The sequence below is a fragment of the Pseudomonas sp. Bc-h genome (assembly GCF_002080045.1).
Classification (GTDB): Bacteria; Pseudomonadota; Gammaproteobacteria; order Pseudomonadales; family Pseudomonadaceae; genus Aquipseudomonas.
The window spans coordinates 63,981-90,929 of the sequence record NZ_MUIN01000017.1; the positions used below are offsets into that span (position 1 = coordinate 63,981).

A 26,949-nucleotide genomic window follows, 5' to 3' on the forward strand; every position below is an offset into this window, starting at 1 on the left:
CTGCAGCACCGCTCGCGGGCGGTAACGTCCGTGAGATCGCTACCGCTGGCAAGCTGCTACCACAGGTGGTTTGTCCGCGATTAAAGGCCAGGCGTCCAGGTCACGCCAAACATCCAGGTCCGCCCTTCTTCCCGGTAGCCGTAGTAGCTGCCATCGAAGCTGTACAAGGTGCGGCTGTAACGTTTGTCCAGCGCGTTATCCAGCTTGAACTCCAGCTTCACCTCGTCACTCGCCTTCCAGCTGCTGCGCAGACCGAACAACGCATAACCACCGATGTGCTGGGTATTGGCTTCGTCGTTGTAGCTGTCGCTGACCGCTTGCCAGCTGGCGCCGATGCCAAGCCGATCAAACTGACGATCCAGGTCCAGATTCACGGTGCGTCTGGCGCGGCGGTTGAGCGTGTGCCCGGTGTCGCGATCACGGGGGTCGATGATCGACGCGCCGAGCTTGCCGGTCCAGCCGAACAGTTGCTGTTCAAGTGATGCCTCAAAACCGTTGATTCGCGCCGATCCAATGTTCTGCGGGGCGAAATCAGCGTCCAGCGCAATCGCGTCTTTTAGGTCCGTGCGATACAGCGAGGCTTCGAGCTTGCTGGTGTCGCTCAGGCGGCTGCGCCATTGCAGTTCGTAGCTCTTTGAGTGCTCGGGCTTGAGATTGGGGTTGCTGAACCCTGGGTAATACAGATCGTTGAACGTCGGTGCGCGGAAGCCTTCGCTGTAGGACAGCAGCACGTCATTGGCATCGTTGAGAGGCACCGTCAGCGTGCCGCTCCAGGTGTTCTCGCTGCCGAACTGCTGATTATCGTCGTGCCGCAGGCCAATTTCGGTAGAAAACCCGTCGCCCTTGTAGCGGTGCTGAATGAACGCAGCGCGGTTCCAGCGGCTTTCTTCATCGAACGGTGTGCTGCTGTTGACCCGATCTTCGTACCAATCGCCGCCGAGCATCAGGCTGTTGCGCTCATCCAGCGTCAGGTCGTTCTGCCAGTTCACCGAGTCGCGATACGTGTTGAACACGTAACGGTCGTCGCTAAGTTTGTCGAAGGTCTTCTCGCGGTTTTCGCTGTGGCCAAGTTCAAGACGTGTTTTCCAGCCTTCGTTGACTCGTGCATCCAGGTAAGTGCCCAGAGTGCTCAGCTCGAAATCGCTGTACTGCTGCTGGCCGACGCTATTGAAGGTGACCGGGTCGAACAGGCCGAACGGGTTGTCGAACTCAGTCTTGCCCTTGTTATCCAGCGCGTTGAAGCCGATTTCCACATCATCGGTCAGCCAGTGGCTCAGGTTCAGGCTGTAGGCCTTGTTACGATAGGCATCGTGGTCGGCATCACTGGCGAAGGAAGGGCCGGTGCGGTCGATGCCGGCGGTTTCATCGAGGCTGGTGCTGAGATTGAAGTGGGTTTGCTCGTCGCCGCCAGATAATCCCAGGCTCTGCTGCCAGGTATCACGATTGCCGAACCCGCTGTGCAGCCGCGCCTGCAGGCCTTGCTCCGCGCCACGTCGAGTGAAGATCTGGATCACACCGCCAATCGCATCAGCCCCGTAAATGACCGAACGCGAACCGCGCAGGACTTCCACTCGTTCGATTTGTTCGATGTTGAGGTACTGCAAGGCGCTGTCGGCGGAGGTGGCGTTGGCGATGCGTTGGCCGTCGACCAGCACCAGACTTTGCGCGGCCTTGGTCCCGCGAATATAGATCCCCGGCAAGCTGCCGCGCCCGCCGCTTGGCGCAACCTGAACGCCAGGGACGCGATTGAGCAGATCGGTCACGCTGGTCGGCTGCAGGCGCTCTATGTCATCGCGGGTAAAAACGGTATTGGCCGCCGTGCTGGCGTCGCGCTGCTCGACCTGGCGGTTGGCGCTGATGACAACGTCTGACAGTTTCAGGGCTTGCTCACGATCAGGCAGATCGGCGAAGGCTTGAGTGATGGGAAGCAGCGATAGGGTAAAGGCGAGGCGGTGCAGGTTCATGTTCGTTCGTTTCAGTGATCGTTCCCACGCTCCGCGTGGTAACGCTGCCCCGGGCGCTCTGCGTCCAGCGCAGAATGAAGCGGAGCGTCAGGAGATGCATTCCCACGCAGAGCGTGGGAACGATCAGGGGTTAGATCTTCTGCAAACGCTCGGTGATCGAAGCTTCGATCCCGTCCGCATCCAGCCCGCATTCGGACAACATTTGCGCCGGCTTTGCGTGTTCGACGTAGACATCCGGCAAGCCCAGGTGCAGCACTGACTTGAGAATGTTCTCCCGCGCCAGAAACTCGCTGACTGCGGCACCGGCACCGCCCATGATGGCGTTTTCTTCGATGGTCGCCAGCAGGTCGTGGCTGGCGGCCATTTCGCGTACCAACGCCTCGTCCAGTGGTTTGACGAAGCGCATGTCGACTACGGTCGCATCGAGTTTTTCAGCGACTTTAAGCGCGTCGGCCAATTGCACGCCAAACACCAGCATCGCCACTTTGCTGCCCTGACGACGGACGATGCCCTTGCCGATTTCCAGCGGCTCCAGGCTGCTGTCGATCACGGCGTTCGGGCCGGTGCCACGCGGATAACGCACGGCGGCCGGGCCGTTGAACAGATGGCCGGTGCTGAGCATCTTGCGCAGCTCGTTCTCGTCGCTCGGTGTCATCACCAGCATGCCGGGGATGCAGCGCAGATAGGACAAATCGAAGCTGCCAGCGTGGGTCGGGCCGTCTTCGCCTACAAGCCCTGCGCGGTCGATTGCGAACAGCACGTCGAGGTTCTGCACCGCGACGTCGTGGATCAGTTGATCGTAACCGCGCTGAAGGAAGGTCGAATAAATCGCCACCACAGGCTTGGCGCCTTCACAGGCCATACCCGCCGCCAACGTTACGGCGTGTTGCTCGGCAATGGCCACGTCGAAATAACGGTCCGGATAGCGTTCGCTGAACGCCACCAGATCAGAGCCTTCCTTCATGGCCGGGGTAATACCCACCAGACGCTCGTCGGCGTCGGCCATATCGCACAGCCACTGACCGAACACACCGGAGTACTTCGGACCACTGGCCTTTTTCGGCGCGGCGGCGGGAGCATTCAGCGGGTCGAGCTTGGTGATCGCGTGGTAGCCGATCGGGTCGACCTCGGCAGGTGCGAAGCCTTTGCCCTTTTTGGTGACCACATGCAGGAACTGCGGACCTTTGAGGTCGCGCATGTTGCGCAGGGTAGCGATCAGGGTCGGCAGGTCGTGGCCGTCGATAGGACCGATGTAGTTCCAGCCCAGTTCTTCGAACAGGGTGCCGGGGACCAGCATGCCTTTGGCGTATTCCTCGGTGCGACGGGCGATTTCCCACGCACCCGGCAGACGCGACAGCACTTTCTTGCTGCCTTCGCGCATGCTCGCGTAGGTGCGGCTGGAAAGAATCTTCGCCAGATAGTTCGACAGCCCGCCGACGTTGCGCGAGATCGACATGTCGTTGTCGTTGAGGATCACCAGCATGTCGGCGTTGACTTCGGGGGCGTGGTTCAACGCCTCGAAGGCCATGCCGGCCGTCAGCGCGCCGTCACCGATAACGGCAATGGACTTGCGCTCGCTGCCTTGCAGGCGCGCGGCAATGGCCATGCCCAGGGCGGCACTGATGGACGTGCTGGAGTGGCCGACGCCAAAGGTGTCGTACTCGCTCTCGCTGCGACGCGGGAACGCCGCCACGCCGCCTTTCTGGCGCAGGGTCGACATCTTTTCGCGGCGACCGGTGAGGATCTTGTGCGGATACGCCTGATGGCCGACGTCCCAGACCAGCCGGTCGTCGGGGGTATCGAAGACGTAATGCAGGGCAACGGTCAGCTCAATGACGCCAAGACCGGCACCGAAGTGTCCTCCGGTCTGGCCAACGGTATAGAGCAGCTCCAGGCGCAGTTCATCAGCCAGGGCTTCGAGCTCTGCTTCACCTAACCGGCGCAGGCCATCCGGCGTCGCTGCCTTGTCGAGCAGGGGCGTGGACGGGCGCTCGCGGGGAATCTCTTTGAACGTCGTGGGCATCAGGCGAATCGTTATAAGTAAAAGAGGCGGCAGTTTACCTGATGCATCGCAAGCTGCACACGAAGGGCTGCAAACCGATGTTCAGATGATGACGTTGGTGTTGATAACCGGGGCGGACCGCTGGGGCGCCGCACCTGATCAAGGTCTATGACCTGCGCTTAGTTGCGGCGTTCGACGATATAACGCGCCAAAGCGCGAAGCGGCTCCGCTGCAGCGTCAAAAGGTCGCAGAGCCACCAGCGCCTGATCACGCAGTTCCAGCGCGTAATGCTTGGCCTCTTCCAGGCCCAGCAGCGCAGGGTAGGTCGGCTTGTCGCGGGCGATGTCGGCGCCCTGGCGTTTGCCGAGGGTGGCGGTATCGCTTTCGACGTCGAGGATGTCGTCCTGCACCTGAAACGCCAGGCCGACGGCGCGGGCGTAGATCTGCAGGGCGTTCAGCTGATCCTGAGAGGCATGTTCGCTGGCGAGGGCTCCCAGCTTGACGCTGGCCTCGATCAGCGCGCCGGTCTTGTGCCGGTGCATGAATTCCAGCGCCTTCTGATCAAGCTTCAGACCCACCGAGCCCAGATCGATGGCTTGCCCGCCGACCATGCCCGCAGGCCCTGCGGCGTGGGCGAGGGTGGCGACCATCTTCAGGCGGGTGTCGGCGTCCTGCGGGGTCAGCTTGCTGTCGGTCAGTACGCTGAACGCCAGACTTTGCAGGCCGTCACCGGCGAGAATCGCGCAGGCTTCATCGAAGGCTTTGTGAGTGGTAGGCAGGCCGCGACGCAGATCGTCGTCATCCATGGCGGGCAGATCGTCGTGCACCAGCGAATAGGCGTGGATCAGCTCGACGGCGCAGGCTGCGCCATTGGCCTTTTCGGCGTTACCGCCCAAGGCCTCGCACGCGGCGTAGACCAACAACGGGCGCACGCGCTTGCCGCCATTGGTGACGCTGTAGCGCATGGCGGCGTAAAGGCGGGTGAGTTCGGGGGCGGGGGCGTCGAACAGGCTGTCCAGCGCCGCATTGACGCGAGCCTGACTAAGGGCCTGATACTCGGCGATCATTCGGGCTGTTCCGCGTCGAAGGGTTCCTCGGCCAATTCGCCATCGCGCTCCAGCAACACCTGGACCTTCTGCTCGGCCTGCGCCAGTGCGCTCTGGCACTCGCGGGTCAGGCGAATCCCCTGTTCAAAAGCGGTCAACGAATCTTCCAGCGACAGCTCGCCGTTCTCCAGACGCTCGACCAGCGTTTGCAAATCCGTGAGGGACTGTTCGAAATCCAGTGCAGCTTTCTTGCGGGCCATGGCGGCTATCCCGGTAGACGTTAAACCGGCGCGACACTAGCAGAGCGAGGGCATTGGGGCAAATGAGAGGTGCCGGGCGGAATGGGTGGTTAGCGTCAAACAACCGCTCGCCAGCGACTTCACTGCGTAGCAGAACGGCTTGCCGGCGGTGGCGTCCTCAAGAACGATCCCGCCGGCAAGCCGTGCTGCTGCGGCATTACAGATTTACAGATAAGTAAACACTGTCTCAGCCGGCAGGCGCGACTTGGGCAGTTTGGCGTTGAAGTCGGTTTCGCTGCGATAGCCCAGCGCGACGATCACCAGACTGGTGAAACCTTTCTCGCGCAGGCCCAGTTCGCTGTCGAGTTTCTTGAAGTCGAACCCTTCCATCGGCGTTGCGTCCAGACCCAGCGAAGCGGCGCCCAGCAACAGCGTGCCCAGCGCCAGATAGGTCTGCTTTTCCATCCAGTGCTGGACGTCTTTCTGGTCATGCTTGTGCAGGTTCACATAGCCGCGACGGCTTTTGTCCTGGCCGGCCATGGCGTCAGCGGCGCCATCGAAACGACCGTCACGCTCTTCCTGCGCCAGCAACGCTTGCAGGTGTTCTTCAGTCATTTCGGTGCGGGTGCACAAAACGATCGCGTGGGAAGCATTGAGGATCTTGGCTTCGTTATAGACGAAACCACCTTCAGCGCCTTTCGCCACACGCGCCTTGCCTTGCTCGTCAGAGGCGACGACGAAATGCCACGGCTGCGAGTTCACCGAAGACGGGCTGTGGCGCAGCTGGTCGAGCAGAATGTCGATAGTTTCCTGTGGGATCTTGCGGCTGTTGTCGTAGGCCTTGGTGGTGTAGCGGGATTTGGCGAGTGCGGTGAGTTGCACGGTTGATCTCCTGAGTTAAAGCGGCCGAAGCTGAAAACGAAGTGGCAGGCGCAGCCGGAAGCCGGCGCCGAGGGGGCGCCGATCTTCACATGCAACAACCTGGATGAACAGTTGGTTCAGAAACCTTCCAGCACGATCTTGCCCTTGGCCTTGCCGCTTTCGATCACGGCATGGGCGCGGCGCAGGTTTTCGGCGTTGATGGTGCCGAAGCGCTCGCCCAGAGTGGTCTTCAGCACGCCTTGGTCGATCAGCAGGGAAACGCGATTGAGCAGTTCGTGCTGGGCGATCATGTCCGGGGTCTCGAACAGCGAGCGAGTGAACATCAGCTCCCAGTGCAGCGACAGCGCCTTGCGCTTCATCGGCACCACGTCGAGGGTTTTCGGGTCGTCGATCAGCGCCAGTTTGCCTTGGGGGCGCAGGGCTTCGATCAACTGCGCAAAGTAGCTGTCGGTGTGAGTCAGGCTCGCGACGTGGCTGACCTGGCCGACGCCGATCTTTTGCAGTTGCTCCACCAGCGGCTGACTGTGGTCGATCACATGATGGGCGCCGAGGTCTTTGACCCACTCGCGGGTTTCCGGGCGAGAGGCAGTGCCGATGACGGTCAATTTGGTCAGTTGGCGTGCCAGTTGAACCAGGATCGATCCCACACCACCGCCAGCGCCGATGATCAACAGGCTGTCGCCTTCGCCGCCACCTTCTTTTACGCCAAGGCGGTCAAACAACAACTCCCAGGCCGTAATAGAAGTCAGCGGCAGCGCGGCAGCATGAGCGTTGTCGATCGATTTCGGTTTGCGGCCGACGATGCGCTCGTCCACGAGGTGAAACTCGCTGTAGTTGCCGGGGCGGGCGATGGACCCGGCGTAGAACACCTCGTCACCGGCCTTGAACAACGTCACCTCGTTGCCGGCTTCGCGAACGATGCCGACCGCGTCCCAACCCACCACTTTCGGTTCGGTGGCGGCCGAGCCTGCGCGGATCTTGGTGTCCACGGGGTTGACCGAAATGGCGCGCACCTCGATCAGCAGATCCCGGGGCCCGGGAGCAGGTTTGGGCAGGTCCATGTCCATCAGCGATTTCGGATCTTCGATGGGCAGACCGTGCTGGGTGAAGGCAATGGCTTTCATGGCGTTCTCTCTTGAAGGCAATGGCTAAAAGTTGGGCCTATCTTGTTCTTCTCTACCGACAAGAAAAACCCGCACAATGCGTCAACACTTTCACAGCTGGAGTGAAAATGATCCGCATCGATGATCTGGCGCTTTTCGTCCGTACGGCTGCGCTGGGCAGCTTTTCCAACGCAGCGCGGGAAGTGGATTTGCTGCCGGGCCAGGTCGCCGCTGCCATCAAGCGTCTGGAGCGAGAACTGGATATTCGCCTGTTCGCCCGTTCGACCCGCAGCCTGCGCCTGACCGCCGAGGGCGAGCAGTACCTGCCGACCGCCAAGACCGTGCTCGATACGCTGCGCGACGGCCGGGAAAAACTGCGTCGCGAGAGCGCCGAACTGCAAGGCACCTTGCAGGTTGCGGCGCCTTCGGATTTGGGACGCAACGTATTGTTGGAATGGATGACGGATTTCCGCCGACAGCATCCTGCGCTGAACCTGCGATTGTTCGTCTCGGACCAGGTGGCTGACATGTTCCGCGATCCTGTGGACGTGGCCATTCGCAGCGGCGTTATCGAAGACGCCAATTACATTGCCTTGCCGCTCGCACCTTATAACCGCCGGGTGCTGGTGGCGTCGCCTGACTATCTGGCGCGCAAAGGGCGACCGCTGACATCGGACGATCTGTTGCGTCATGACTGTTTGCTGTACATCCTCAACGGCCGGGTCTATGACAAATGGCCGGTGGGTGCGCGCATATTTACGGTGTCGGGACCGCTGCTCACGGACGATGCCGATCTGGTCCGCCGCTGGGCCGTGGCGGGCGAGGGCATCGCTTATAAATCATGGGTGGACGTGCGGGATGATGTGCTGGCAGGGCGGCTGGAGCTGCTGTTGCCGGATTATCCAGGCGAACCCGCGCCGCTGAATCTGGTGTATCCACACCGCAAGCAATTCTCGCCTGCGGTGCAGCAACTGCACTCGATGCTCAAAAGCCGGTTCGTCGACATGGAGAAGGGCTTGCCGAAGTTGCTGTAAATGGCCTGCGAACAGCGCATTTGTGGGAGCCGGCTTGCTGGCGAAAGAGTCAGGTCAGAGAACCGCCTGCAACCTGACACTCTGCATTCACCCGTGCGCCGGCTCCCCCAGATTTAGCGCTTCATGCTCGGCCCGGCCGTGCCGCTGTTCAGCCGTCCACGCAACGACACCAGCCACCAGGCAGCCCCCACCGCCAGGGTGATCCCGGTAGTCAGGGCGGCGACGTGGTTCTCCTCCGGCAGGCTCAACGTCAGGATCACCCCCAACGCCCACAGGCCACCCAGCAGAATCATCGGCAACAGCCAGCGACCCAGACTGAACACGCCCTTGGGTGCGTCAGGCATGCTGCCTTTGCGGTAGGCGATAAACGCTGCGATCAGGGTCAGTAGGTAGGTGCAGTAATACGTGAGCCCCACCATCGAGTAGATCGCTTTGACGAAACCGCCGCTGGCCAGGTTGAGCAACACCGCAATCAGGGTGATCAGCAAGATGGCACCAACCGGCGTACCGAAATGCGGGTTGATCTTGGACAGCGCCTTGGATCCGGGCAGCATGTTGTCCCGCGAAAGGGCGAAAGTCATCCGCGTGGCCACGGCCATGTTGGCGATCAGGCAGGCCAGGATCGAGGCGAATGCGATGACGATCATTACGCTGCCGGCGAAGTTGCCCAGTTGCAGGCGCACGATGTTGATCACCGGGTTTTCCGACTGCGCGAACAGATCGCCTACCGAGCCCGGAATCGCGATGCCCAGAAGCGCGAACACGACAAAGCCCAACACGCTGGACACCACCACGGCGCGAATCATTGCTCGAGGCGCGCTGCGGCGTGGGTCTTTGGTTTCTTCGGCCAGATCTGCGGCGCCTTCCCAACCCAGTAGCACCGAGACCGGCAGCAACGTCGCCAGTGCCAGCGTGGAGAAGCTGACGGGTTCACCGCTGACTGCTTGCGCCGATGTCAGAATTGCCACGCCCTGAGTGTGCTCGAAGAAGAAAAACACCCCGAAGAACAGCGCCACGGCCAACAGCACCGTGCCGATGATTTCGATGATCGCGCCGATGTCATTGATCCGCGTGGCCAGCCGTATGCCGCAGACATTGAGCACGCCGACCACCAATGTTGCGCCGATGCTCAGGCCCTGAATCTGTCCTTGCGTCGGGTTAGGCCAGATCTCCGGCGCGAACACGCTGCCGATGGCCGCCGACGTTGCTGCCGTACCGGCCACGAAGGAAATGAACGCCACCCAGCCGGTGAACCAGCCGAAGTGATTGCCTGCCAGACGGCTGGACCATTGATAGGCGTAGCCGGTCAATGGAATGCGCCCGGCCAAATGGGAGTAGACCAGCACTATGCAGCCCACCAGCGGGATCACTAACAGCCAGAGCAGAATGCCGATGCCGCCGACCCGCGTGAACGGATCGGAGAACAGCGTGACCACCCCGGTGTTGATCGAGACCATCGAGAACGCCAGCGCGAAAGAGGTGAACGACCCCATCGTGCGGTGCATCTTCTGTTCGTAGCCAAGCGCGGCGAGGTCGGCATCATCGCTGGACAGCGGCAGGTCGCTGCGAGGTTGGGCATCGACAGCGAGTTTGCTTTCAATGGATGCTGTCATGCCCGTTGCTCCTCGATGATGCCGATGATTTCGTCCAGCACATCCAGAGCGCGCGACAGCTGTGCTCGTTCGATGTCCAGAGGAGGTTTGACCTTGATCAGATTGCCGAGACCGGCGTAACGGCTTTCTCCGAACAGTACGCCGCGCTCGACACCGAGGCGATAGACCTCTTGTGACTCGCGGCGGGCCGGCTCTTTGGTGGTGCGATCCTTCACCAGTTCCACGGACACCATCAGGCCAGGGCAGCGCACATCGCCAATCAACGGATGTCGCTGCCGCATTTCAAGCAGGCGTTCAGTGGCGTACTCGCCCGACAGCCGCGCCTTCTCACACAAGCCATCGGCCACGATCGCTTCCACCGTGGCGTGACCGGCTGCCAGCGAAACCGGAAAATGGCCGAAGGTCAGTGCTTCTTCGCCTTCGTCGAACCACTTCAGGTCATCTCGGGCCAGAATGCCTGCCAGCGGGAAACCACCGCCGACGCCTTTGCCGAAAACGATGATGTCCGGAACGATGTCGTAATAGTCCGCAGCCCACATGGTGCCCATGCGACCGAAGCCAGTCTGGACTTCGTCGAAGATCATCAGGATGCCGTGACGATCGCAGATGTCGCGCACGCCTTTGTAGTACGAACGTGGAAACTCGATGTGGCCGCCGTTGCCCTGAATCGGCTCCATCATGATCGCCGCCACGGCGCCGTCCACACCCTTGAGAATCGTTTCTTCGAGCAACGCCAGACAGAGTTGCGATTCGGCTTCCGGGTCCATGCCCATTCGGGTGCGATACGGATAAGGATGTGGCACGCGGGTGAAACGTGGCTGGATAGGCAGGAACGGGTTGTTCGGATGTGGCCAGCTGGCGCCCAGTGTGGCGAGCGAGCGACCGTGATACCCGTCCTGCAGCACGATCAGGTTCTGGGCTTTGGGGTTGTTCTTGAAGGCGAGCTTCATCGCCATTTCACCGGCTAGACTGCCGTGAAGGGCAAAACCCATCTGGTTCAGCGACGCTGGGGAGACCTCTCGCAACTTCGACACCAGGCGTGTGTGCGCCGCCGAGCCGAAGTTCGGCCGGATGTGTGTCATGTCCCGCAATTGAGCGATGGCGGCTTCGACCACGCGTGGGTCGTTTGCACCCAGATTGTTCGACCAGGCCTGAGCGGTGCAGTCGATGTATTCCTTGCCGGTATCGTCCCATACCAGCGAGCCACGGGCCTTCACCAGATTGATCTTTTTCGCTGGCGCGACAATTGCTTCATTCGAAAGAGTGTTTGTATTCATTGTGTTCATGTCTTTCTCCAGTGCGTGGATCGGGGAAGCTCGTCGCGTCGAGTGGCTTCATCCTAGACCGCACGTGGCGCACTTTAGAAAGACGGATTTGCGTTGGATTCATTGGCCTGCCTTATGAGTCAGGCCGCGATAAGGAGGGGTTGTGCAGACGTCGGCAATGGATATCCGCCTGCTCAAGGCGTTCGTGACGGTGGGTGAGGAACTGAGCTTCATTCGCGCGGCGACGCGGCTGCATGTGTCACAGCCGGCGCTGTCACAAAGCATTCGTCAGTTCGAAAGCCTGCTCGATGTACAGCTGTTCGTGCGCAGCACGCGTCATGTGGCGCTGACAGAAGCGGGTGCGGCTCTGTTGGAGGAGGCCCAGGAAATCCTGCGGCGTATCGATCATCTGGCACAGACCGCGCGGGATCACGCTTCAGGACTGCGCGGCTCGCTCAAGGTGGGTTTTCTCATCGGTGCGGGTGTGGACCTGATGCCGCAGATTCTCAGCGCCTACGCCGAGCGCTTTCCCGACGTGAACGTGGTGGTCAAGGAATTCGACTTCGCCTCGCCCCATGCGGGAATCGATGAAGGCATGGACGTGTCGGTGCTGCGCCCGCCCATCGAGTCGGCGAACGTGGAGCTTATCACTCTGGTGGAAGAACCCTGCGTAGCCTGCCTGCCGTGCGGCCATCGACTGGCCAGCGCCGACACGGTGAGCATCTACGACCTTCTCGACGAGCCCATTGTCGCCGCACCGGGACAGGGCGCATGGCGCAGTTACTGGACTGGGGACATTTACCGCAACAGCGAAAGCGCCCGCGTGGTGCACGAAGCCTCTACCGTGGAAAGCGAGCTGCAGGCCGTGGCGTCCAAACGCGGCATCAGTATCACCGCATCGTCCACCGCGCGCTTCTACAGCCGCCCGGGCCTGGCATTTCCGGTGATCCGCGATATGCCCTTGTGCAAGGTGGCGATCGCCTTGCCCGGCGAACCGAGTCTGGCCGCGCGCCACTTCGCTGAATTGGCTCAGGAGGTGGCGCGGGAGATGGCGGCAGGGGTAGCATTGTAATGTTTAGTGCGAGTGCCTAGGCTCGCCACTGCGTGCGATCACTCGCAGATGCAACGTCGCAGGCTCCAGACAGCCGCCTGTGGATAACTGTCCGACCAGCTGGCGATACAGCTCTTGCCACGGCGTCTGCGAAGCAGGCATTTTCGGCTCGAACTGCGCGCGGCGTTCGGCCATTTCTTCGTCGCTGACCAACACGTTGACGCTGCGGTTGTTCAAGTCCACGCGCAGGCGGTCGTTGGTTTTCAGCAGCGCCAGCCCTCCGCCCACGGCTGCTTCCGGCGACATGTTGAGGATCGACGGGCTGGCAGAGGTGCCACTCTGGCGACCATCCCCAAGGCATGGCAGGGAATCGATGCCGCGTTTGATCAGCTCCGCTGGCGGTGCCATGTTCACCACTTCCGCGCTGCCCGGATAACCCACCGTGCCCGCGCCGCGAATCACCAGAATGCAGCGCTCGTCGATGTCCAGCGACGGGTCGTTGATGCGGGCGTGGTAGTCCTCGGGCCCTTCGAAGACGATCGCTCGCGCTTCGAAGCTATTCTCTGCGCCCGGCTCCGAAAGATAGGTCTTGCGGAAGGCTTCGCCGACCACCGACATCTTCATGATCGCGCTGTCGAAGAAGTTGCCGCTGAGCACGATAAAACCGGCGCGGTGCTTGAGCGGGTCTTCGTAAGGGCGAATCACGTCGGCGTCCTGGGCAACGGCATTGCGCACGATTTCGCCAATGGTCTTGCCTGACACCGAGCCGCACTCCTCATGCAGCTTTCCGGCTTTTTGCAGTTCATGCATCACCGCCGGTACGCCGCCCGCGCGGTGGAAGCCTTCGCCCAGATATTTCCCGGCAGGCATGCAGTTGACCAGCAACGGCACGTCTTCGCCGATGCGCTGCCAGTCGTCCAGACTCAACTCGACACCCATGTGCCGGGCGATGGCGATCAGGTGTGGCGGGCAGTTGCTTGAGGCCCCCAGTGCCGACGCCACGGCAATCGCGTTTTCGAACGCTTCACGGGTCATGATCTGCGACGGGCGAACGTCCTCACGCACCAGGTCACAAATGCGTTTGCCGGTCATGTAGGCCATCTGGCCGCGCTCGCGATAGGCCGCGGGAATGCTTGCGCAACCGGGCAATGACATGCCCAGCGCTTCGGCCAATGCGTTCATCGACAGCGCAGTGCCCATGGTGTTGCAGTGACCCACCGATGGCGACGCGGCAGTGGTCATTTCCATGAAACCTTCGTAATTGATCTCGCCTGCCGACAGCAGATTGCGCGCATGCCAGAGCACGGTGCCGGAGCCGATCAACTCGCCTTTGTGACGACCGTCGAGCATCGGCCCGCCGGACAGCACGATTGCTGGTAAATCCGTGGTGGCAGCGGCCATCAGGCAGGCCGGGGTGGTTTTGTCGCAGCCGGTGGTCAGTACAACGCCATCGAGGGGGTAGCCATGAAGGATCTCGACCAGGCCCAGATAGGCGAGGTTGCGATCCAGTGCGGCGGTAGGGCGGCGCGTCTGCTCGGCCATAGGGTGGACGGGGAACTCCATAGGAATCCCGCCTGCGTCACGAATCCCTGCCTTGACTCGCTGCGCCAGTTCCAGGTGATGACGATTGCACGGCGCAAGGTCGCTGCCGGTCTGGGCGATGCCGATGATCGGGCGCCCGGATTGCAATTCTTCGCGGGTCAGGCCGTAGTTCATATAGCGCTCGACGTAGAGCGCGGTCATGTCGGCGTGGTCGGGATCGTCGAACCATTGCTGGCTGCGCAGGGGGCGTTTAGGCGTATCGGACATGGTTCGGGTCTCTCTTGGAATTAGGTGTGCTGCAGCGATCTGTTATCGGTAACATTGACCCTGAAACTCACATTTGTAAACCACCGGGATATCGGGTGTGACGGGGAGTTAGCGCCTGGCCCGGGCTATGTGGGAGGGAGCTTGCTCGCGAACGTATTGAATCAGTCGCCATTGACGTAACTGTTATGGCGCCTTCGCGAGCAAGCTCCCTCCCACGGGTGTGTCGCTGTGGGGGAGGATTTACCTCAACGAGACAGCAGATCCCGAGCTGCCAGGTTACGAATCAACGACCCGACCCCGAATGTCCAGGGCGTTGCCTGGCTGCTGTGGGTCACTTCGTTATGCAGGCCGCCGAGCAGGCGACTGCTGATGCTGACCTGATCCCCGAGCTTGTGGGTGAAACCGCCGCCAACATGATCGCGATCCTCGGTCGGGGCGAAGAGGGTGCCGAGGTAGAGCAGGAAGCCGTCCGGATACTGGTGGTTGGCGTTCAGGGTTTGCGCTGCGATGTCTTCCGGGTCGCGGCTGATTTGCGACATCGAACTGGAGCCCTTCATCACATAGCCGTCCTCGCCTTTCACCTGCAGATCGACCACGCAATTACGCACGTCGTCCATCGAAAAGGTCTCGTCGAACAGGCGAATGAACGGACCGATGGAGCACGAGGCGTTGTTGTCTTTCGCCTTGCTCAACAGCAGGGCACTGCGGCCTTCGAAGTCGCGCAGGTTGACGTCATTACCCAGCGTCGCGCCACGGATCTGGCCGCGACTGTTCACCGCCAGCACCACTTCCGGTTCCGGGTTATTCCACTCCGATTTCGGGTGGATACCGATCTGGCTACCACTGCCCACCGCAGCGAGCACCGGAGCCTTGGTGAAGATTTCCGCATCCGGACCAATGCCGACTTCCAGATATTGCGACCACATTTTTTGCTCGATCAGCAGCGCCTTGAGTTTGCTGGCCTGCTCCGAACCCGGCTTGATGCTGCGCAGGTTGTCGCCGATGGCGTTGTGCACGATGGCCCGCACGCTTTCGGCTTTGGCCGGGTCGCCTGCGGCCTGCTCCTCAATCACGCGCTCGATCATGCTCGCGGCGAAGGTCACGCCAGCGGCCTTGATCACTTGCAGGTCGGCGGGGGCGAGGAGGAATGGCTTGCGGGTGTCAGGATTGGCGGTCGAGTTGGCCAGTAGTTCTTCGACACTGGCGATCAGGGTGCCTTGGGTTTCGCGCACAGCCTTGAGCGGCGATTCGGATTCAAGCAGCTCGCTCAGGGTTGCGAACCTGGCCGACAGATCGAACACCCCGTCGCTGCGCAGCACGACAGGCGAAGGCCCGCTGACGCTGCCGGGCACCCAGGCGCGGCCGATCAGCGTGCCGTTCAGGCCATCGGCTGGCAAAGTGTTTTCAGGGGTGAGTTGAACAGGCATGGCGCGATCCTCGAAGGTTTTTATGCTTTTCCTGCCGACCCTAATCAGCGACGCCGATAAACTCCAATGACATCTGTTCAATTATCGATAACACTGGGTTATCGCAATTGAGGCTGCTTACCATGTCCGACATTTCCTTCTCGACGGTCTGCAACTGGCTGAAGTTCAAGCATCTGGTGCTGATCGACACCCTGGCTCGCACCCGCAACATGCACGCCGCCGCACTGCACATGAACCTCAGCCAGCCGGCCGTGAGCAAGATGCTGCGCGAGATCGAGCGCTTGCTGGGTTTCGATCTGTTCGAACGCCTGCCGCGCAATATGCCCCCGACTGCGTTGGGTGAGCATGTAGTGCGTTATGCGCAGATAGCCCTGAACGACGCGAACAAGTTCGTCGATCAGATCAGCAGCTTGCGCGAAGGCGGGCACGGGTTTCTCAAGGTTGGCGCGATCTTCGCGGCCACGGCGGTGGTGCTGCCGGATGCGATCGTTCAGTTGAAGCAGCGCTGGCCGCTGTTGTCCATCGAGATCGTGGAGCAGACCAGCGACCACCTGATGGAAATGCTCGACGACAAGAAGCTCGACCTGGCCGTGGCGCGCTACACCAATGAGAATCAGCAGCAGGTCTATGACTTCCAGGCACTGGCCCCGGAGCCGTTCTGCATGGTGGTCAACAGCCGTCATCCGCTGACCGAGCTGGACGAGGCGCCGTTGCAGGAGCTGGGCAAGTGGCCGTGGATTCTCTATCCGGTGGGTACGCCTATCCGAGCGCGCATGGAGCAGGCGTTTGCGCAAGCCGGGATCGCCACGCCGAAGAACACCATCGACACCATCTCGATGCAGACCTTCCTGCAAGTGCTGCAGTCTGGTCCGATGATCGCCATGCTGCCCGCCTCCATGGCCCAGCCGCATCTGGAAACCGGACTGCTGAAAGTGCTCGACACGCCGCTGAAGCTGGCACCGCAGGACTACGGAATCCTTACCCGCCGAGGTGAGCCGTTGCTCGGTGCCGCGTCGGAATTTGCCGAAATCCTTTTGGCGAATGCGCAGGTGGCTCGTCAGTGATTTGTTCGACTGCACTGCTGAACTGATCGCTCAATTCGGCAGCGACAAATTATCAGTGGGAGGGAGGTTGCCCGCGAGTGTGCCAGACCGATCACTGGCAATGGGTCTGATCCGCCGCCTTCGCAAGCCAGCTCCCTCCCACAGGTTTTCGGGTATGGCAAATACCAGGCAAGATCGAAGATCGCTCGCAGTGATCGATAACCCCGAGTTATCAATCAATGGAAACATGTCATTGTCGCGCCCCGTATTTACGGTAGTCAGGCTGGGTTGTTATCGGTAACATCGCTCCGTGTTTAGACCCTCCATAACAACAATACAGGCGCGTTCGAGTGCCTGGAGGTCCCACCATGGAAACCGTTTCCGATCGCCTGCCCGAACCCTCGGGTGCGGGGCAAGCCAGCTTCGAAGATCGTACCTACCGCAAAGTCATCCTGCGCATTCTGCCGGTCCTGCTGCTGTGTTACATGGCCGCTTACCTGGACCGGGTGAACATCGGCTTCGCCAAGCTGGACATGCTCAATGACCTGCAATTCAGCAACACCATCTACGCCCTCGGCGCGAGCATCTTCTTCTGGGGGTACTTCCTCTTCGAGGTGCCGAGCAACTTGTTGCTGCATCGCTTCGGCGCGCGCTTCTGGATCGCCCGGATCATGCTCAGTTGGGCCATCGTCTCCATGGCCGTGGCCTTCACCGTGCCGTTGGCGAAGTTTTTCCATATCGAATCCGAAACCATGTTCTATGTGCTGCGCTTTCTGCTCGGCATCTGTGAGGCAGGATTCTTCCCGGGCGTCATCCTTTACCTCAACTACTGGTTCCCGACTCGTCGTCAAAGCCGGGTGATGTCTGGCTTCCTGATGGCGATGCCGATCAGTCTGACACTGGGCGGTGTGATTTCCGGCTGGCTGATGACCAAGATGCAAGGCGTGCAGGGCATGGCCGGCTGGCAGTGGCTGCTGATCATCGAAGGCATTCCGTCGGTAATCATGGCCTTCGTGGTGCTGGCGTTCATGGCCAACAACATCGATGCCGCAAAATGGCTGTCGCCCGAAGAGAAAGCCATGCTCAAGGCCAACCTGCAGACCGACAGCAAAGGCAAGGCGTCGAACCTGCGCGAGGTGTTCTTCAACGGTCGGGTGTGGCTGCTGGTGCTGATCCTGCTGACGTTCAACACCGGCTTCTACGGCCTGGCGTTCTGGATGCCGTCGATCATCAAGAGCGCCGGGATCTCCAACCCGCTGGACATCGGCCTGCTGACGGCCATTCCGTATGGCATCGCGGTGATCGCCATGACCCTCAATGCGCGCCACTCCAACAAGACCGGCGAGCGTCGTCTGCATGCTGCGATCCCCGCGATCATCGGGGGTATCGGGCTGATGCTGAGTGCGTACTTCGCCAATAACGTGGTGCTGTCGATCATCTTCCTCAGCGTTTCTGCGTCCGGCGTGCTGAGCCTGATGCCGATCTACTGGACGTTGCCAGGCACTGTGCTGTCGGGCGTTGCAGCGGCGGCGGGGATCGGCATGATCAACGCCATCGGCAACCTGTCCGGCTTTACCGGCTCGATGATCACCGCGGTGGCCGAAAACCTGACTGGCAATATCAACAACGGCACCTATGTGTTGGGTGCGTGTTTGTTCGTCAGTGCCGCGCTGATTCTGTCGATTCCAAGAGCGATGCTGGCGCGCCATGAAGAGCCGGCTCCTACCCCGACCGGCGCGCTCTCACAGGCTTGATATCGCGCGCTCCTGTAGCAGTCCGGCTTACCGGCGGTGGCGATCTCCGGTCTGTCACCGCCGGCAAGCCGGACTGCGACAAGGCGATTCACCCAACACACTTTGACTGGCTGCCATCGCCATACGCGATGGCAAGCTCGCCAATGCCTGATATCCGGTCGGGGTAGGAGCCGGCTCTTCATGGCGCGCCAGCATCGCTCTTGGAATCGACAGAATCAGCGCGGCACTGACGAACAAACACGCACCCAACACACTTTGACTGGCTGCCATCGCCATACGCGATGGCAAGCTCGCCAATGCCTGATATACGCCCCTCCCGCTCACTCCTAACATCGGTCGCACACGACCCATCGCCACTGGCGAAATGAAAGGAGAGCCCATGAAAAACTTCCGAATCGGCCAGATCGTTCCCAGCTCCAATACCACCATGGAAACCGAAATCCCTGCGATGCTGACCTCGCGTTACTCGTTGTTTCCGGAGGAGCATTTTACCTTCCACTCTTCACGCATGCGCATGATGCATGTCAGCCCCGAAGAGCTGAAAAAGATGGACATCGACAGCGACCGTTGCGCATTGGAGCTGAGCGATGCGCGGGTGGACGTCATGGCTTATGCCTGCCTGGTGGCGATCATGTGTCAGGGCGCGGGCTATCACAAAGTGTCGCAGGAGCGTCTGGGCAAAACCGTCGCTGGCAACAAGTCCAATGCCCCGGTGCTCAGCTCGGCAGGGGCGCTGATCGACAGCCTGCACATGCTCGATTACAAGAAAGTCTCGATCATTACCCCGTACATGAAGCCCTTGACCCAACAGGTCATCGACTACATCGAAGCGGCCGGTATCGAAGTGGTCGATTCCATCAGCCTGGAAGTTTCAGACAACCTTGAGGTCGGCCGTCTGGACCCCATGAATCTGGTGGCCCACGCTGACAAGTTGAAAATCGGACAGGCTGACGGCGTGGTGCTGTCGTGCTGCGTGCAGATGCCTTCGCTGCCCGCCATCCAGGTCGTACAGAACCGTCTCGACAAGCCTGTGCTCTCGGCTTCGGTTGCCACCGTTTACCAGATGCTCAAGACCTTGGGCCTCAAGGCTCAGGTGCCGAACGCAGGGCATCTGTTGTCCGGCGCGTTCTGAGTCAATGACGGACGAGGTACTATGGCGGCCATTCTGGCCAGCACGCCCGGTACCTCACATGAAACTCGATCCCGTTTCGTTGCGCCTCTTCGTCAGCGTTGTCGAAGAAGGCACCATCGCAGCCGCCGCCAAGCGTGAGCACATTGCGGCGGCTGCGGTGAGCAAGCGGCTCAGCGAACTGGAAGAGTTGCTCGACTCCCGGCTGCTCAATCGCACCAACAAAGGCATCACCCCGACTGACGCCGGTCTTTCGCTGTTGTTCATGGCCCGCAGCGCGCTGAACAACCTCAATGAAATCGTCGTGCAAATGCGCGACTACTCCCATGGGCGTCGCGGTTCGGTTCATGTGCTGGCCAACATTTCTGCGATCACCCAGTTCATGCCGGGGCTGATCAAGTCCTTCATGGCGCTGTACCCGCTGATCAATGTCGGGCTTGAAGAACAGCAAAGCCTGGCGATCACCAAGGCGGTGGCGGAAAATCGAGCCGACATCGGCATTTTCACGCGCCTGCCCCACGGCGCGGACATCGAGGTCTTCCCGTTTCGCACCGACCGTTTGGTGCTGTTGGTGCCGAACGATCACCCGCTGGCAGGGCGCGAATCGGTCACCTTCAGTGAAACTCTCGATCACGAGTACGTCACGCTGCGCAGCGGCACTCATCTCAATTTTCAGCTGATAAAAGCCGCCAACGATCTGGGCCGCTCGCTGAAAATCCGCATGGAAGTTTCCAGTTACGACGCGCTGTGCCTGATGGTTCAGGCTGGTGTCGGAATCGGCATCATGCCCGCGGGCAGTGTGGAAATTTACAAGATGGATGGCGCGACCGCCGTGCAACTGCACGAGGACTGGGCCAGCCGCGAACTCAGCGTGTGCGTGAGATCCAGGGCAGGTTTATCCACAGCTGCGCAGCTGTTTCTGGAGCATTTGTTGGGCGAGTAGCGAGAGCGAGAGCTTCACGCACCCCACAAACTCTGTAGAAGCACGGCCGTGGGGGCCGTCAAGTCTGTGTAGGATCACTTCGGGTCATACCCGCCAAAACACGCCCGAACCAGCACCATCAACACCGCCAGATTCCCCTTCAAGCCACTGATCTTGGTCGGCACGTCGCCCTGTGGATAACGCCTTACCGTGGGCAGTTCGACGCAGCGATACCCCAGCCTCGGCGCGCGGTAGGACAGATACGCCAGCAGTTCATAAGTCATGAACACATCGCGAAACGTCGCAATTCGCGGGTCGAGCAACATCGTGCGGCTGTAGGCGCGAAACCCCTGTGTGGTGTCGGTCCAGTCGAATCCCGAGGCCAGACTCAGCATCGGCGCGTGTATGAAACGAATCGCGATGTCGCGGGATTTCGGCGTGTTGTCTGCCACGCCTCCAGCCAGAAACCGCGAGGCCTGAACGAAGTCCACGCCTTGTTTGAGCGCCTCGATGAACTGCGGTATCGCCTGCGGATCGTCCTTGTCGTTGCCGTCGATGGTGATGATGCCCTCGTACCCCTGATCCAGGGCAAACGCATAGGCGCAGCGCAATTGCGCGCTGAGTTTGCCCGGCGAGGTTTTCACCAACAGCCCGCGCACCCCGGTCACCATCAGCATGTCATGGGCCAGCGAGCCATCAGTGCTGCCGCCATCGACAATGATAATGTCGGCGATTTGATTGATCGAAAGCGCTGCCATGCGCGCGAGCAGGCTGACGATGCGCTCGCCTTCGTCGATGACCGGGATGACCACGCAATAGGCATGCACGCGGCCGAGCCACAACGGCGTCTCGAAGAACGGGATCTGCCGCGCGAGTTTGGTCAGCGTCGGTCGTCCGGGAGAGAAAGTTGTGTCAGTCATCAGGCCACCCGCGCAGTGATCAGGGCGACACCTGCGATCACCAGCAGGATGCCGGCCGCTGTCGTCCAGTAGAAGGTTTCACGAAAAATCAGGATCGACGAACAGGCCACGGCGGCCACTGCACCGGCAGTCAACACCGGGTGGGCGATGTTCAGCGGCAGGCGGGCGAGCGCGGCGGCGTAGAGCAAGAACGCGGCGCCGTACAAACCGAGTCCGACCCAGAATGGCCAGTTGCTCAGGGCCTCCAAGGGCGAACCCAGCGAAGGAAATCTGCGCGGCGGCATCATCGCCATTTTCACCAGCACGCTGGCCGAGGCGTTGGATAAAATCCCGAGGATCAGAATCGCCCACTTCATGGCTGCGTACTCGGGGGTTGGTTCCGGTAGTGCTGGATGGCCACGTTCAGCGCCCGCTCGATGGTGTCCAGATGCGATTCGTTGCGCGTCGGTAGCATTTCGATGCTGACCAGCAGATCCGGGAGATGGCGGTTGATGGCAGCGGCCATGGCGACATGATCGGTATCGCCGTCGCCCAGCGGCAGCAGGTCTCGCTCGCTGGCGTGAATGTGGCCGATCAGGTCGGCGTCATCTTTCAGCACGCTGTAAGGATCTTCGCCATTGATCGTCAGCGACCCGGTATCCAGTTGCATAAGGATGCTCGGATGGTCGACCTTGCGCACAATCTGCGCGGTGACGGGGCTGGTGGTCATGAAGTTGGCGCCGTAGCACTCGGGGTTCGGCTCCAGGCAAAAGGTCACTCCGTGATCTTCTGCGATGGCGCCCAGCGCCCGAAAAAACGGCACGGCGATGTCCTGCGCCTCCCAATCGTCCAGGCCTTTGCGGTCTCGGTTTTTCGGCGAACCGAACACCAGTCGGGTAGCGCCCAGACCGGAGCCGATGCGACAGACCTCGTTCAGGTGCTGCAGCATCGAGGCCTGACTCGCCGCGCAGCCAAAAAGGTTCAAGCCTTGCGTGCCGAACAACAGCGCCTGCATGCCGGTGATATCGATTCCGCGCGCAGTCCATGCGTCACGAACATCGGCAATCTGTCTGGATGTCGCGGCGACCGGATCAGGGAAATATTTGCCGGGCGCGACGTCGATTGCGTCGACGCCGTAGCGCTTGAGCAGCGCAGCGATGTTCTCATCCTCGACGACGTCCCAGGCGATGTTGGAAATGGCCAGCCTCATGCCTTGGCCTCCGTCGCGCGAGCTTCCGATTGCGCGTAACTGCGCACCGCCTGGATGGTGTCCCTAACGCTGTATTGATAGCGGCCCCGCCCCCCGAACAACGCCGCGTGGCAAGTCTGCATCGTGTATCGCGCAGGCATGACGCTGCGCACGTTTTCGAAGGGCACGCCAAACCCTTGGAGTGAGATGTCCGCGACTGTCACCGGCTCGGCACACAGGTGGATCAGGTCCAGCCCTGCGTTGAGCGCGGTCTGGATGTCGCATGCCAGATTGACCATCGGATAAAACTGGAACAGGCCACGGCTGTCGATGGCCGGCAGATTGTTCTGATGGAGGAAGTCGTAAATCACATTCTTGCGCAGTCCAGGACCGATGAGCCCCGGCAGACGGACGATCAGATGACGTGGGAAAAAGTCCTCGACGAAGCACTCCAGCAAGCGTCGGTTCATGCCATAGGCGTGCAGTCCGACCTCATCCACCGGCGAGTCCTCATCGACGCCAATCGGCGTATGGAACACGTCGACGGTGCTGATCAGCACGAAGGTCTGGCAGCGCACCGTGCGCAGGTGATCGATCAGCTTTTCGATCTTCTCCCGGTCGGCGTCGGGCTCGCGATTGGCGATCCACTTCTGCGCCGAGGCGCCCGCGCAGACCAGCGTGTCGAAGCTGCGTCCTTCGATCTCATGAATGTTGGTCGAACGATACAGCGCGTCGAAGCGCGCCTGACGCATCAGGGTCGAGCCGACAAAACCGGAGAAGCCAATCAGACCGTTGCTCATAATTGCGCATCCAGCGGGCAGTGCACCCGAATCAGTTGGGCGTTGTACACATAGAAATACGAGGTGTAAGTGCAGTTCAGGCGGCTGATTTCGGCTTCCAGTGCCTTGCCGCGACCGCTGACGTCCTTGTCCAGATTGACGTGGGAAACCAGTACGGAAAAATCCTTCGCCGGCCGCTGTCGCAGCAGTTCGGCGAGTGAATCCTGATATTCGACCATGCCCAGATTCGGGGCGCGATGCTTGGTGGCTTCGTCGAAAACACGCACGTACTGATGCTTGTTCAGGCGCTGGTCGAGCAGGGCGTAATACTCCAGCGAAGGCTGAGCATCGGGGTAAACGAGGAATTGGGTGGGCGGCATCTGCGCGACATGCTCGTACAGCGCATTATTGTCGACGTACTCGTAATTCACGCCCTTGAGGTTGTTGTAACAGGCCTTGCCGGCCTGCAGCGTCATCAACAACAGCAACGCCAGGCCGAGCATCTTGAGTGGGCGAGCAGGGCTGGCAGTGAACTCCAGCACTGCGCAACAGGCGATGACCATGCTGAACGGCACCAGCCAGATCACATGACGCGGGTAGGTCGCAGGGTAGAAACCGACGATTCTGCCGACGATCACCACCAGCAAAATGCCAATGAAAACCAGGTTCAGCGTGAACACAAAACCCTGTCGACGGGTGACCAGCAGCGCGACGTTGGCAATGCCCGAAACGACCAGCAATGCCTTGCCATACGCGCCGAGAATCGCCTCCTTCAGCACCCCCAGCGAGCCGAGCGCAGAGGTTGAGTAGTAATCGTCGTAATTGCCCAGCTGATACACCGTCAGGTATTTCATGTAGGCGTAGGCGGCGACCACCATCAGTGCGCAGATGAACAATGCTGCAATCGTCGCCTTGCCTCGTTCGTCCCACGGCCTGAAGGCAAAGGTCAGAGACGCATACACCAGCAGCGCGCCGGAGACGATCAGCGTCGAGAAACCCAACACGCTGAGCACGGCTGCCATGACAATCGGCCAATAGAGATTGCCGTGCTCCTCGGCTTGCCACAGCGAGTAGATCGCCAGAAAACTCACCGACACTTCCAGGAAGTAGTGCTTGAGTTCTGTCAGAAACAGCCCCATCGAAAACGAGTGGCCGATCATTGCCAGCAGGAACACCACCGCGCCCCAGCGATACTGCCGAAACACCGCGAACATCGGCGCGATCAGCACGCAAGACAGAGCCAGCACCGACAGCCGCAGCGGCTCGATGTTGTAGTGGAACAGCCACATGATCGCCTTGAAAAACAGCGACGCCAGCACCGGTTCGGCCTGATCGTAGTAAGGCAGTGGTTTGAGAAATTCGCCGGGGCTGCGCAGGGCGATGATGTCCTTGAGCAGCATCGCTTCGTCGATCCAGATCGAGCGCGTGGCAAGGGTCAGAAACAGGCTCGCGAGCACCGCAATTGCGAGGGGCAGAACGAACGCCGGGGCGATGCGCGACAGATCAGAAGACTTCATTGTCCAGTTTCTCCAGCACGTCATAGATGTTGTCGATCTTGCCGCCGAGCACCGAGTAGCAGCCTGGCAAACTGGCGTGCTTCTCGAACAGAATCGGCCTGCCGTCGTTGCGGTCGTTCTTCGCCAGTACGGTTTTCACTTCGTACAGCGAGTCCATGTGCCGTGAGTCGAGAATTGCCGGGAGATAACGGCCCACATCGCGAACCATGCGCTCGACGCGGCTGGAACGCTGGTGCCGGGCGAGCTTGTCGTACGGGTTGATCGCCTTCTCGTCATCCCAATGCAGATGAGGCGTGAACCGCACGTGAGACAGCGTGTGCAGGTCGCGCGAAGGGAACGGCATCATCGAGAAAAACGGCCCGTCCATCACCGTCACTCCGAGGCCTTCAAGCGCAGGCGGCATCTGCATCAGGGCCATTTCGGTGATCTCGTGACGCAGGTCGGTGTCCAGCCCCGGAAAGTCACCATTGAAGTGATTGCTGCCGCTGTAGGTGCAATTGAACAGATAACGACAACTCAGCCGCTGCGGGCCGTTTTCGTGCTCGGTTACCACTTGCAGCGTGGCGTCGGGTCCCTGGTAGATTTCGGTGGCGCGGGTCTGAAAGCGCACCTGCACACCGCATTCTTCAAGCTCCTGCACGGCCCAGCGCGCCAGTTGCGTGGAGTCGAAGGCGTACTCCTGCACCTGAAACACCTCTTCGATCAGACGTGGTTCGAACAGCCCGTGAGCGGCCGCATCCGCGCGCTTGATTTGCGCCCCGATGTCGCGACAGAAGCGCTCGAACTGCCGCGCCGTGACCTTCGAGTTGTGCCGCGCAATCGCATACAGCTTGGTGAAATCGCACTTCACCGCGTTTGGCCAGTCAGCGACGAAACGCGGCAGGTTGATCCGGCTGCGATAGGCCGTCGTGAAGCTGCGCGGGTAGTGATAGCCGTTATGGACGCGAGCCTGATTGTTGTAGGACGCGCGCCTGAGCAGGCCGCTTTCGCGCTCCAGTAGAACGATGCGTTTGAAGCCGCGCTGCCGGGCCAGATGGATCGCAATCGCCGATCCGTAGAACCCGCCGCCGATGACGATCGCCTCATGGCAAGGCTCCGGTTCGATCATCAAGATGCGCGCTCCCCGCCCCAGGTCCGTGCCATGCCGATCACCGGTGCGACTTCCTCGACGTTGAGCTTTTCCAGCCGCGTCATCCGGCAACTGGTGAACTCCTGACCGATGTAATACAGCGGCCCGTCGTTGGAGAAACTCGCCATGTTCAGGATGTACTCGCCGAGAACCAGCAGCACCAGCGAGATCAGAAAAAACATCCCCGACTCCTGCAGCGACAGACTGATCCAGCCCGCCGCCACATCGGTCTTGAACAGCGCGACACCCACCACGTACGCGCAATAGATCAGGTTCATCACCGCACCAAACAACGACAACGCCGTCACCAGTCGCATCGGCGCGCGGGTGCTCGACACCAGCATGCGAATCCCCCGATCCACGCTCTCGCCCAGATGCTTGCGCGGCTGCGCCTTGGGTGGGGCCGAATAGCTCAGGCACGTGCGCGCAAAACCGCCCGTGGCCGGCAAATGCCGATAGATCATCGTCGGTTTGGGATGCTGCAGAATGAAGTTGATGACCTTCTTGGTCAGCAGCCGAAACTGCGGCGCGTCCCTGACCAGATGAATGCCGTTGCACCAGCGATACGCCCGATGAAACAGCTTGAAGGCAAAGCGGTACAACAGACTTTGCGACGTGTGCTCGGTGTTGCAGACAAACACCACATCCGCTCCACGAGCCGCGTGCTCCAGCATGTTCGGCAGAAACGCGATGTCGTCCGCCAGCGGATCGAGCACCACCGCGTAATCCCCGAGCGCATTCTCCAGACCGACCCACGACGCCGTGTCCAGATCGACCTCCTTGGTCAGCGCGTACACCTGCAGATTCGCGACCCCGTCCTCCGCCGTCAGCCGCTTCAACTGCGTCACACTGCCATCGCTCGAGGCGTTATCGACAATGATCAGCTCATAGTCCGACACCATCGACGCAATCACCTGCGTCGCCTCGACCAACATCCCCTCAAGCCCTTCGGCCTGATTACGAACGACAAACACCACCGACAGAAAACAGGGAAAAAAAGCCATGGCGCGATACTCGGCAAACGGCCTTCCCTGGCAGTGTTTTTTTATAGAAGTGTGCAGACAGGTGTTGATAGGTGAACACGCAGTGAGTTGGAATTATTCAACGGGTTGGGGAGAGGCGTCTCGGGGTTGAAAATGGTCTTGTTAGATAA

Annotated in this window: 23 protein-coding genes; 6 read left to right on the top strand and 17 right to left on the bottom strand. The window is 60.6% G+C overall.

Annotated features, from left to right (window positions below; all coding sequences use genetic code 11):
- Positions 1-80: 80 nt before the first annotated feature.
- The 6 genes from BWR59_RS29725 to BWR59_RS29750 all read right to left on the bottom strand — a co-directional run bounded on the left by BWR59_RS29725 (position 81) and on the right by BWR59_RS29750 (position 7,257).
- The gene (locus BWR59_RS29725; protein WP_081569237.1) at positions 81-1,964 is read right to left on the bottom strand and encodes a TonB-dependent receptor; all 1,884 of its coding nucleotides are present in this window, start codon (positions 1,962-1,964) and stop codon (positions 81-83) included.
- 130 nt (positions 1,965-2,094) lie between these two features.
- Positions 2,095-3,987, bottom strand: a complete 1,893-nt coding sequence (gene dxs / locus BWR59_RS29730) for a 1-deoxy-D-xylulose-5-phosphate synthase (protein WP_081569238.1) — start codon at positions 3,985-3,987, stop codon at positions 2,095-2,097.
- A gap of 158 nt (positions 3,988-4,145) precedes the next feature.
- The gene (gene ispA, locus BWR59_RS29735; RefSeq protein WP_081569239.1) at positions 4,146-5,033 is read right to left on the bottom strand and encodes a (2E,6E)-farnesyl diphosphate synthase; all 888 of its coding nucleotides are present in this window, start codon (positions 5,031-5,033) and stop codon (positions 4,146-4,148) included.
- Positions 5,030-5,272 (bottom strand): exodeoxyribonuclease VII small subunit, encoded by a 243-nt coding sequence (locus BWR59_RS29740; protein ID WP_062384761.1) that lies wholly within the window; start codon positions 5,270-5,272, stop codon positions 5,030-5,032. Before BWR59_RS29740 ends, ispA begins: the two co-directional genes overlap by 4 nt.
- Positions 5,273-5,476: 204 nt before the next feature.
- Positions 5,477-6,133, bottom strand: coding sequence for an oxygen-insensitive NAD(P)H nitroreductase (gene nfsB / locus BWR59_RS29745; RefSeq protein WP_081569240.1), 657 nt, complete (start codon positions 6,131-6,133; stop codon positions 5,477-5,479).
- Positions 6,134-6,249: 116 nt separating this feature from the next.
- A complete protein-coding gene (locus BWR59_RS29750) occupies positions 6,250-7,257 on the bottom strand; it encodes a zinc-binding alcohol dehydrogenase family protein (protein ID WP_081569241.1) in 1,008 nt (335 codons plus the stop codon).
- Positions 7,258-7,364: 107 nt separating this feature from the next.
- Here BWR59_RS29750 and BWR59_RS29755 point away from each other — a divergent pair, with 107 nt between their 5' ends.
- Positions 7,365-8,270, top strand: a complete 906-nt coding sequence (locus BWR59_RS29755) for a LysR family transcriptional regulator (protein WP_081569242.1) — start codon at positions 7,365-7,367, stop codon at positions 8,268-8,270.
- Positions 8,271-8,383: 113 nt separating this feature from the next.
- Here BWR59_RS29755 and BWR59_RS29760 read toward each other — a convergent pair whose 3' ends face one another.
- Together BWR59_RS29760 and BWR59_RS29765 are read right to left on the bottom strand one after the other, a co-directional pair.
- Complete coding sequence (locus BWR59_RS29760) at positions 8,384-9,883, bottom strand: amino acid permease (RefSeq protein WP_081569243.1); 1,500 nt, start codon at positions 9,881-9,883, stop codon at positions 8,384-8,386.
- On the bottom strand, positions 9,880-11,169 hold the full coding sequence (locus BWR59_RS29765; protein WP_230982114.1) for an aminotransferase class III-fold pyridoxal phosphate-dependent enzyme: 1,290 nt from the start codon (positions 11,167-11,169) through the stop codon (positions 9,880-9,882). Before BWR59_RS29765 ends, BWR59_RS29760 begins: the two co-directional genes overlap by 4 nt.
- Positions 11,170-11,311: 142 nt before the next feature.
- Between BWR59_RS29765 and BWR59_RS29770 the strand changes: the two genes are divergently transcribed.
- Positions 11,312-12,220: a LysR family transcriptional regulator gene (locus BWR59_RS29770; RefSeq protein WP_081569244.1), complete on the top strand. Its 909-nt coding sequence runs from the start codon at positions 11,312-11,314 to the stop codon at positions 12,218-12,220.
- 3 nt (positions 12,221-12,223) lie between these two features.
- On the opposite strand, the gene BWR59_RS29775 is transcribed toward BWR59_RS29770, so the two are convergent.
- The gene (locus BWR59_RS29775) at positions 12,224-14,008 is read right to left on the bottom strand and encodes an IlvD/Edd family dehydratase (protein ID WP_081569245.1); all 1,785 of its coding nucleotides are present in this window, start codon (positions 14,006-14,008) and stop codon (positions 12,224-12,226) included.
- Between the two features lie 245 nt (positions 14,009-14,253).
- Positions 14,254-15,435, bottom strand: a complete 1,182-nt coding sequence (locus BWR59_RS29780) for a fumarylacetoacetate hydrolase family protein (RefSeq protein ID WP_081569246.1) — start codon at positions 15,433-15,435, stop codon at positions 14,254-14,256.
- A 122-nt stretch (positions 15,436-15,557) separates the two neighbouring features.
- On the opposite strand from BWR59_RS29780, the gene BWR59_RS29785 reads away from it, so the two are divergent.
- The 4 genes from BWR59_RS29785 to BWR59_RS29800 all read left to right on the top strand — a co-directional run bounded on the left by BWR59_RS29785 (position 15,558) and on the right by BWR59_RS29800 (position 20,304).
- Positions 15,558-16,499: a LysR family transcriptional regulator gene (locus tag BWR59_RS29785; RefSeq protein WP_081569247.1), complete on the top strand. Its 942-nt coding sequence runs from the start codon at positions 15,558-15,560 to the stop codon at positions 16,497-16,499.
- Between the two features lie 347 nt (positions 16,500-16,846).
- Positions 16,847-18,232 carry an MFS transporter gene (locus BWR59_RS29790; protein ID WP_081569248.1) on the top strand — a complete coding sequence of 462 codons (1,386 nt, stop codon included), beginning with the start codon at positions 16,847-16,849 and terminating at the stop codon, positions 18,230-18,232.
- A 379-nt stretch (positions 18,233-18,611) separates the two neighbouring features.
- The gene (locus BWR59_RS29795; protein WP_081569249.1) at positions 18,612-19,364 is read left to right on the top strand and encodes an Asp/Glu racemase; all 753 of its coding nucleotides are present in this window, start codon (positions 18,612-18,614) and stop codon (positions 19,362-19,364) included.
- Positions 19,365-19,422: 58 nt separating this feature from the next.
- Positions 19,423-20,304 (top strand): LysR family transcriptional regulator, encoded by an 882-nt coding sequence (locus tag BWR59_RS29800; protein WP_081569250.1) that lies wholly within the window; start codon positions 19,423-19,425, stop codon positions 20,302-20,304.
- A gap of 74 nt (positions 20,305-20,378) precedes the next feature.
- Here BWR59_RS29800 and BWR59_RS29805 read toward each other — a convergent pair whose 3' ends face one another.
- From BWR59_RS29805 to BWR59_RS29835, 7 genes are read right to left on the bottom strand one after another with little or no spacing between them, the layout of a single operon-like run.
- Complete coding sequence (locus tag BWR59_RS29805; RefSeq protein ID WP_081569251.1) at positions 20,379-21,203, bottom strand: glycosyltransferase family 2 protein; 825 nt, start codon at positions 21,201-21,203, stop codon at positions 20,379-20,381.
- Positions 21,203-21,559, bottom strand: a complete 357-nt coding sequence (locus tag BWR59_RS29810) for a multidrug transporter (RefSeq protein ID WP_081569252.1) — start codon at positions 21,557-21,559, stop codon at positions 21,203-21,205. Before BWR59_RS29810 ends, BWR59_RS29805 begins: the two co-directional genes overlap by 1 nt.
- A complete protein-coding gene (locus BWR59_RS29815) occupies positions 21,556-22,392 on the bottom strand; it encodes a sugar phosphate isomerase/epimerase (RefSeq protein WP_081569253.1) in 837 nt (278 codons plus the stop codon). The genes BWR59_RS29810 and BWR59_RS29815 overlap by 4 nt, the downstream gene beginning before the upstream one ends.
- The gene (locus BWR59_RS29820) at positions 22,389-23,171 is read right to left on the bottom strand and encodes an NAD(P)-dependent oxidoreductase (protein ID WP_081569254.1); all 783 of its coding nucleotides are present in this window, start codon (positions 23,169-23,171) and stop codon (positions 22,389-22,391) included. Before BWR59_RS29820 ends, BWR59_RS29815 begins: the two co-directional genes overlap by 4 nt.
- Positions 23,168-24,667: a hypothetical protein gene (locus tag BWR59_RS29825; RefSeq protein ID WP_081569255.1), complete on the bottom strand. Its 1,500-nt coding sequence runs from the start codon at positions 24,665-24,667 to the stop codon at positions 23,168-23,170. Before BWR59_RS29825 ends, BWR59_RS29820 begins: the two co-directional genes overlap by 4 nt.
- Complete coding sequence (locus tag BWR59_RS29830) at positions 24,654-25,775, bottom strand: FAD-dependent oxidoreductase (protein ID WP_081569256.1); 1,122 nt, start codon at positions 25,773-25,775, stop codon at positions 24,654-24,656. The genes BWR59_RS29825 and BWR59_RS29830 overlap by 14 nt, the downstream gene beginning before the upstream one ends.
- Positions 25,775-26,800, bottom strand: coding sequence for a glycosyltransferase (locus BWR59_RS29835; RefSeq protein ID WP_081569257.1), 1,026 nt, complete (start codon positions 26,798-26,800; stop codon positions 25,775-25,777). Before BWR59_RS29835 ends, BWR59_RS29830 begins: the two co-directional genes overlap by 1 nt.
- Positions 26,801-26,949: the final 149 nt, after the last annotated feature.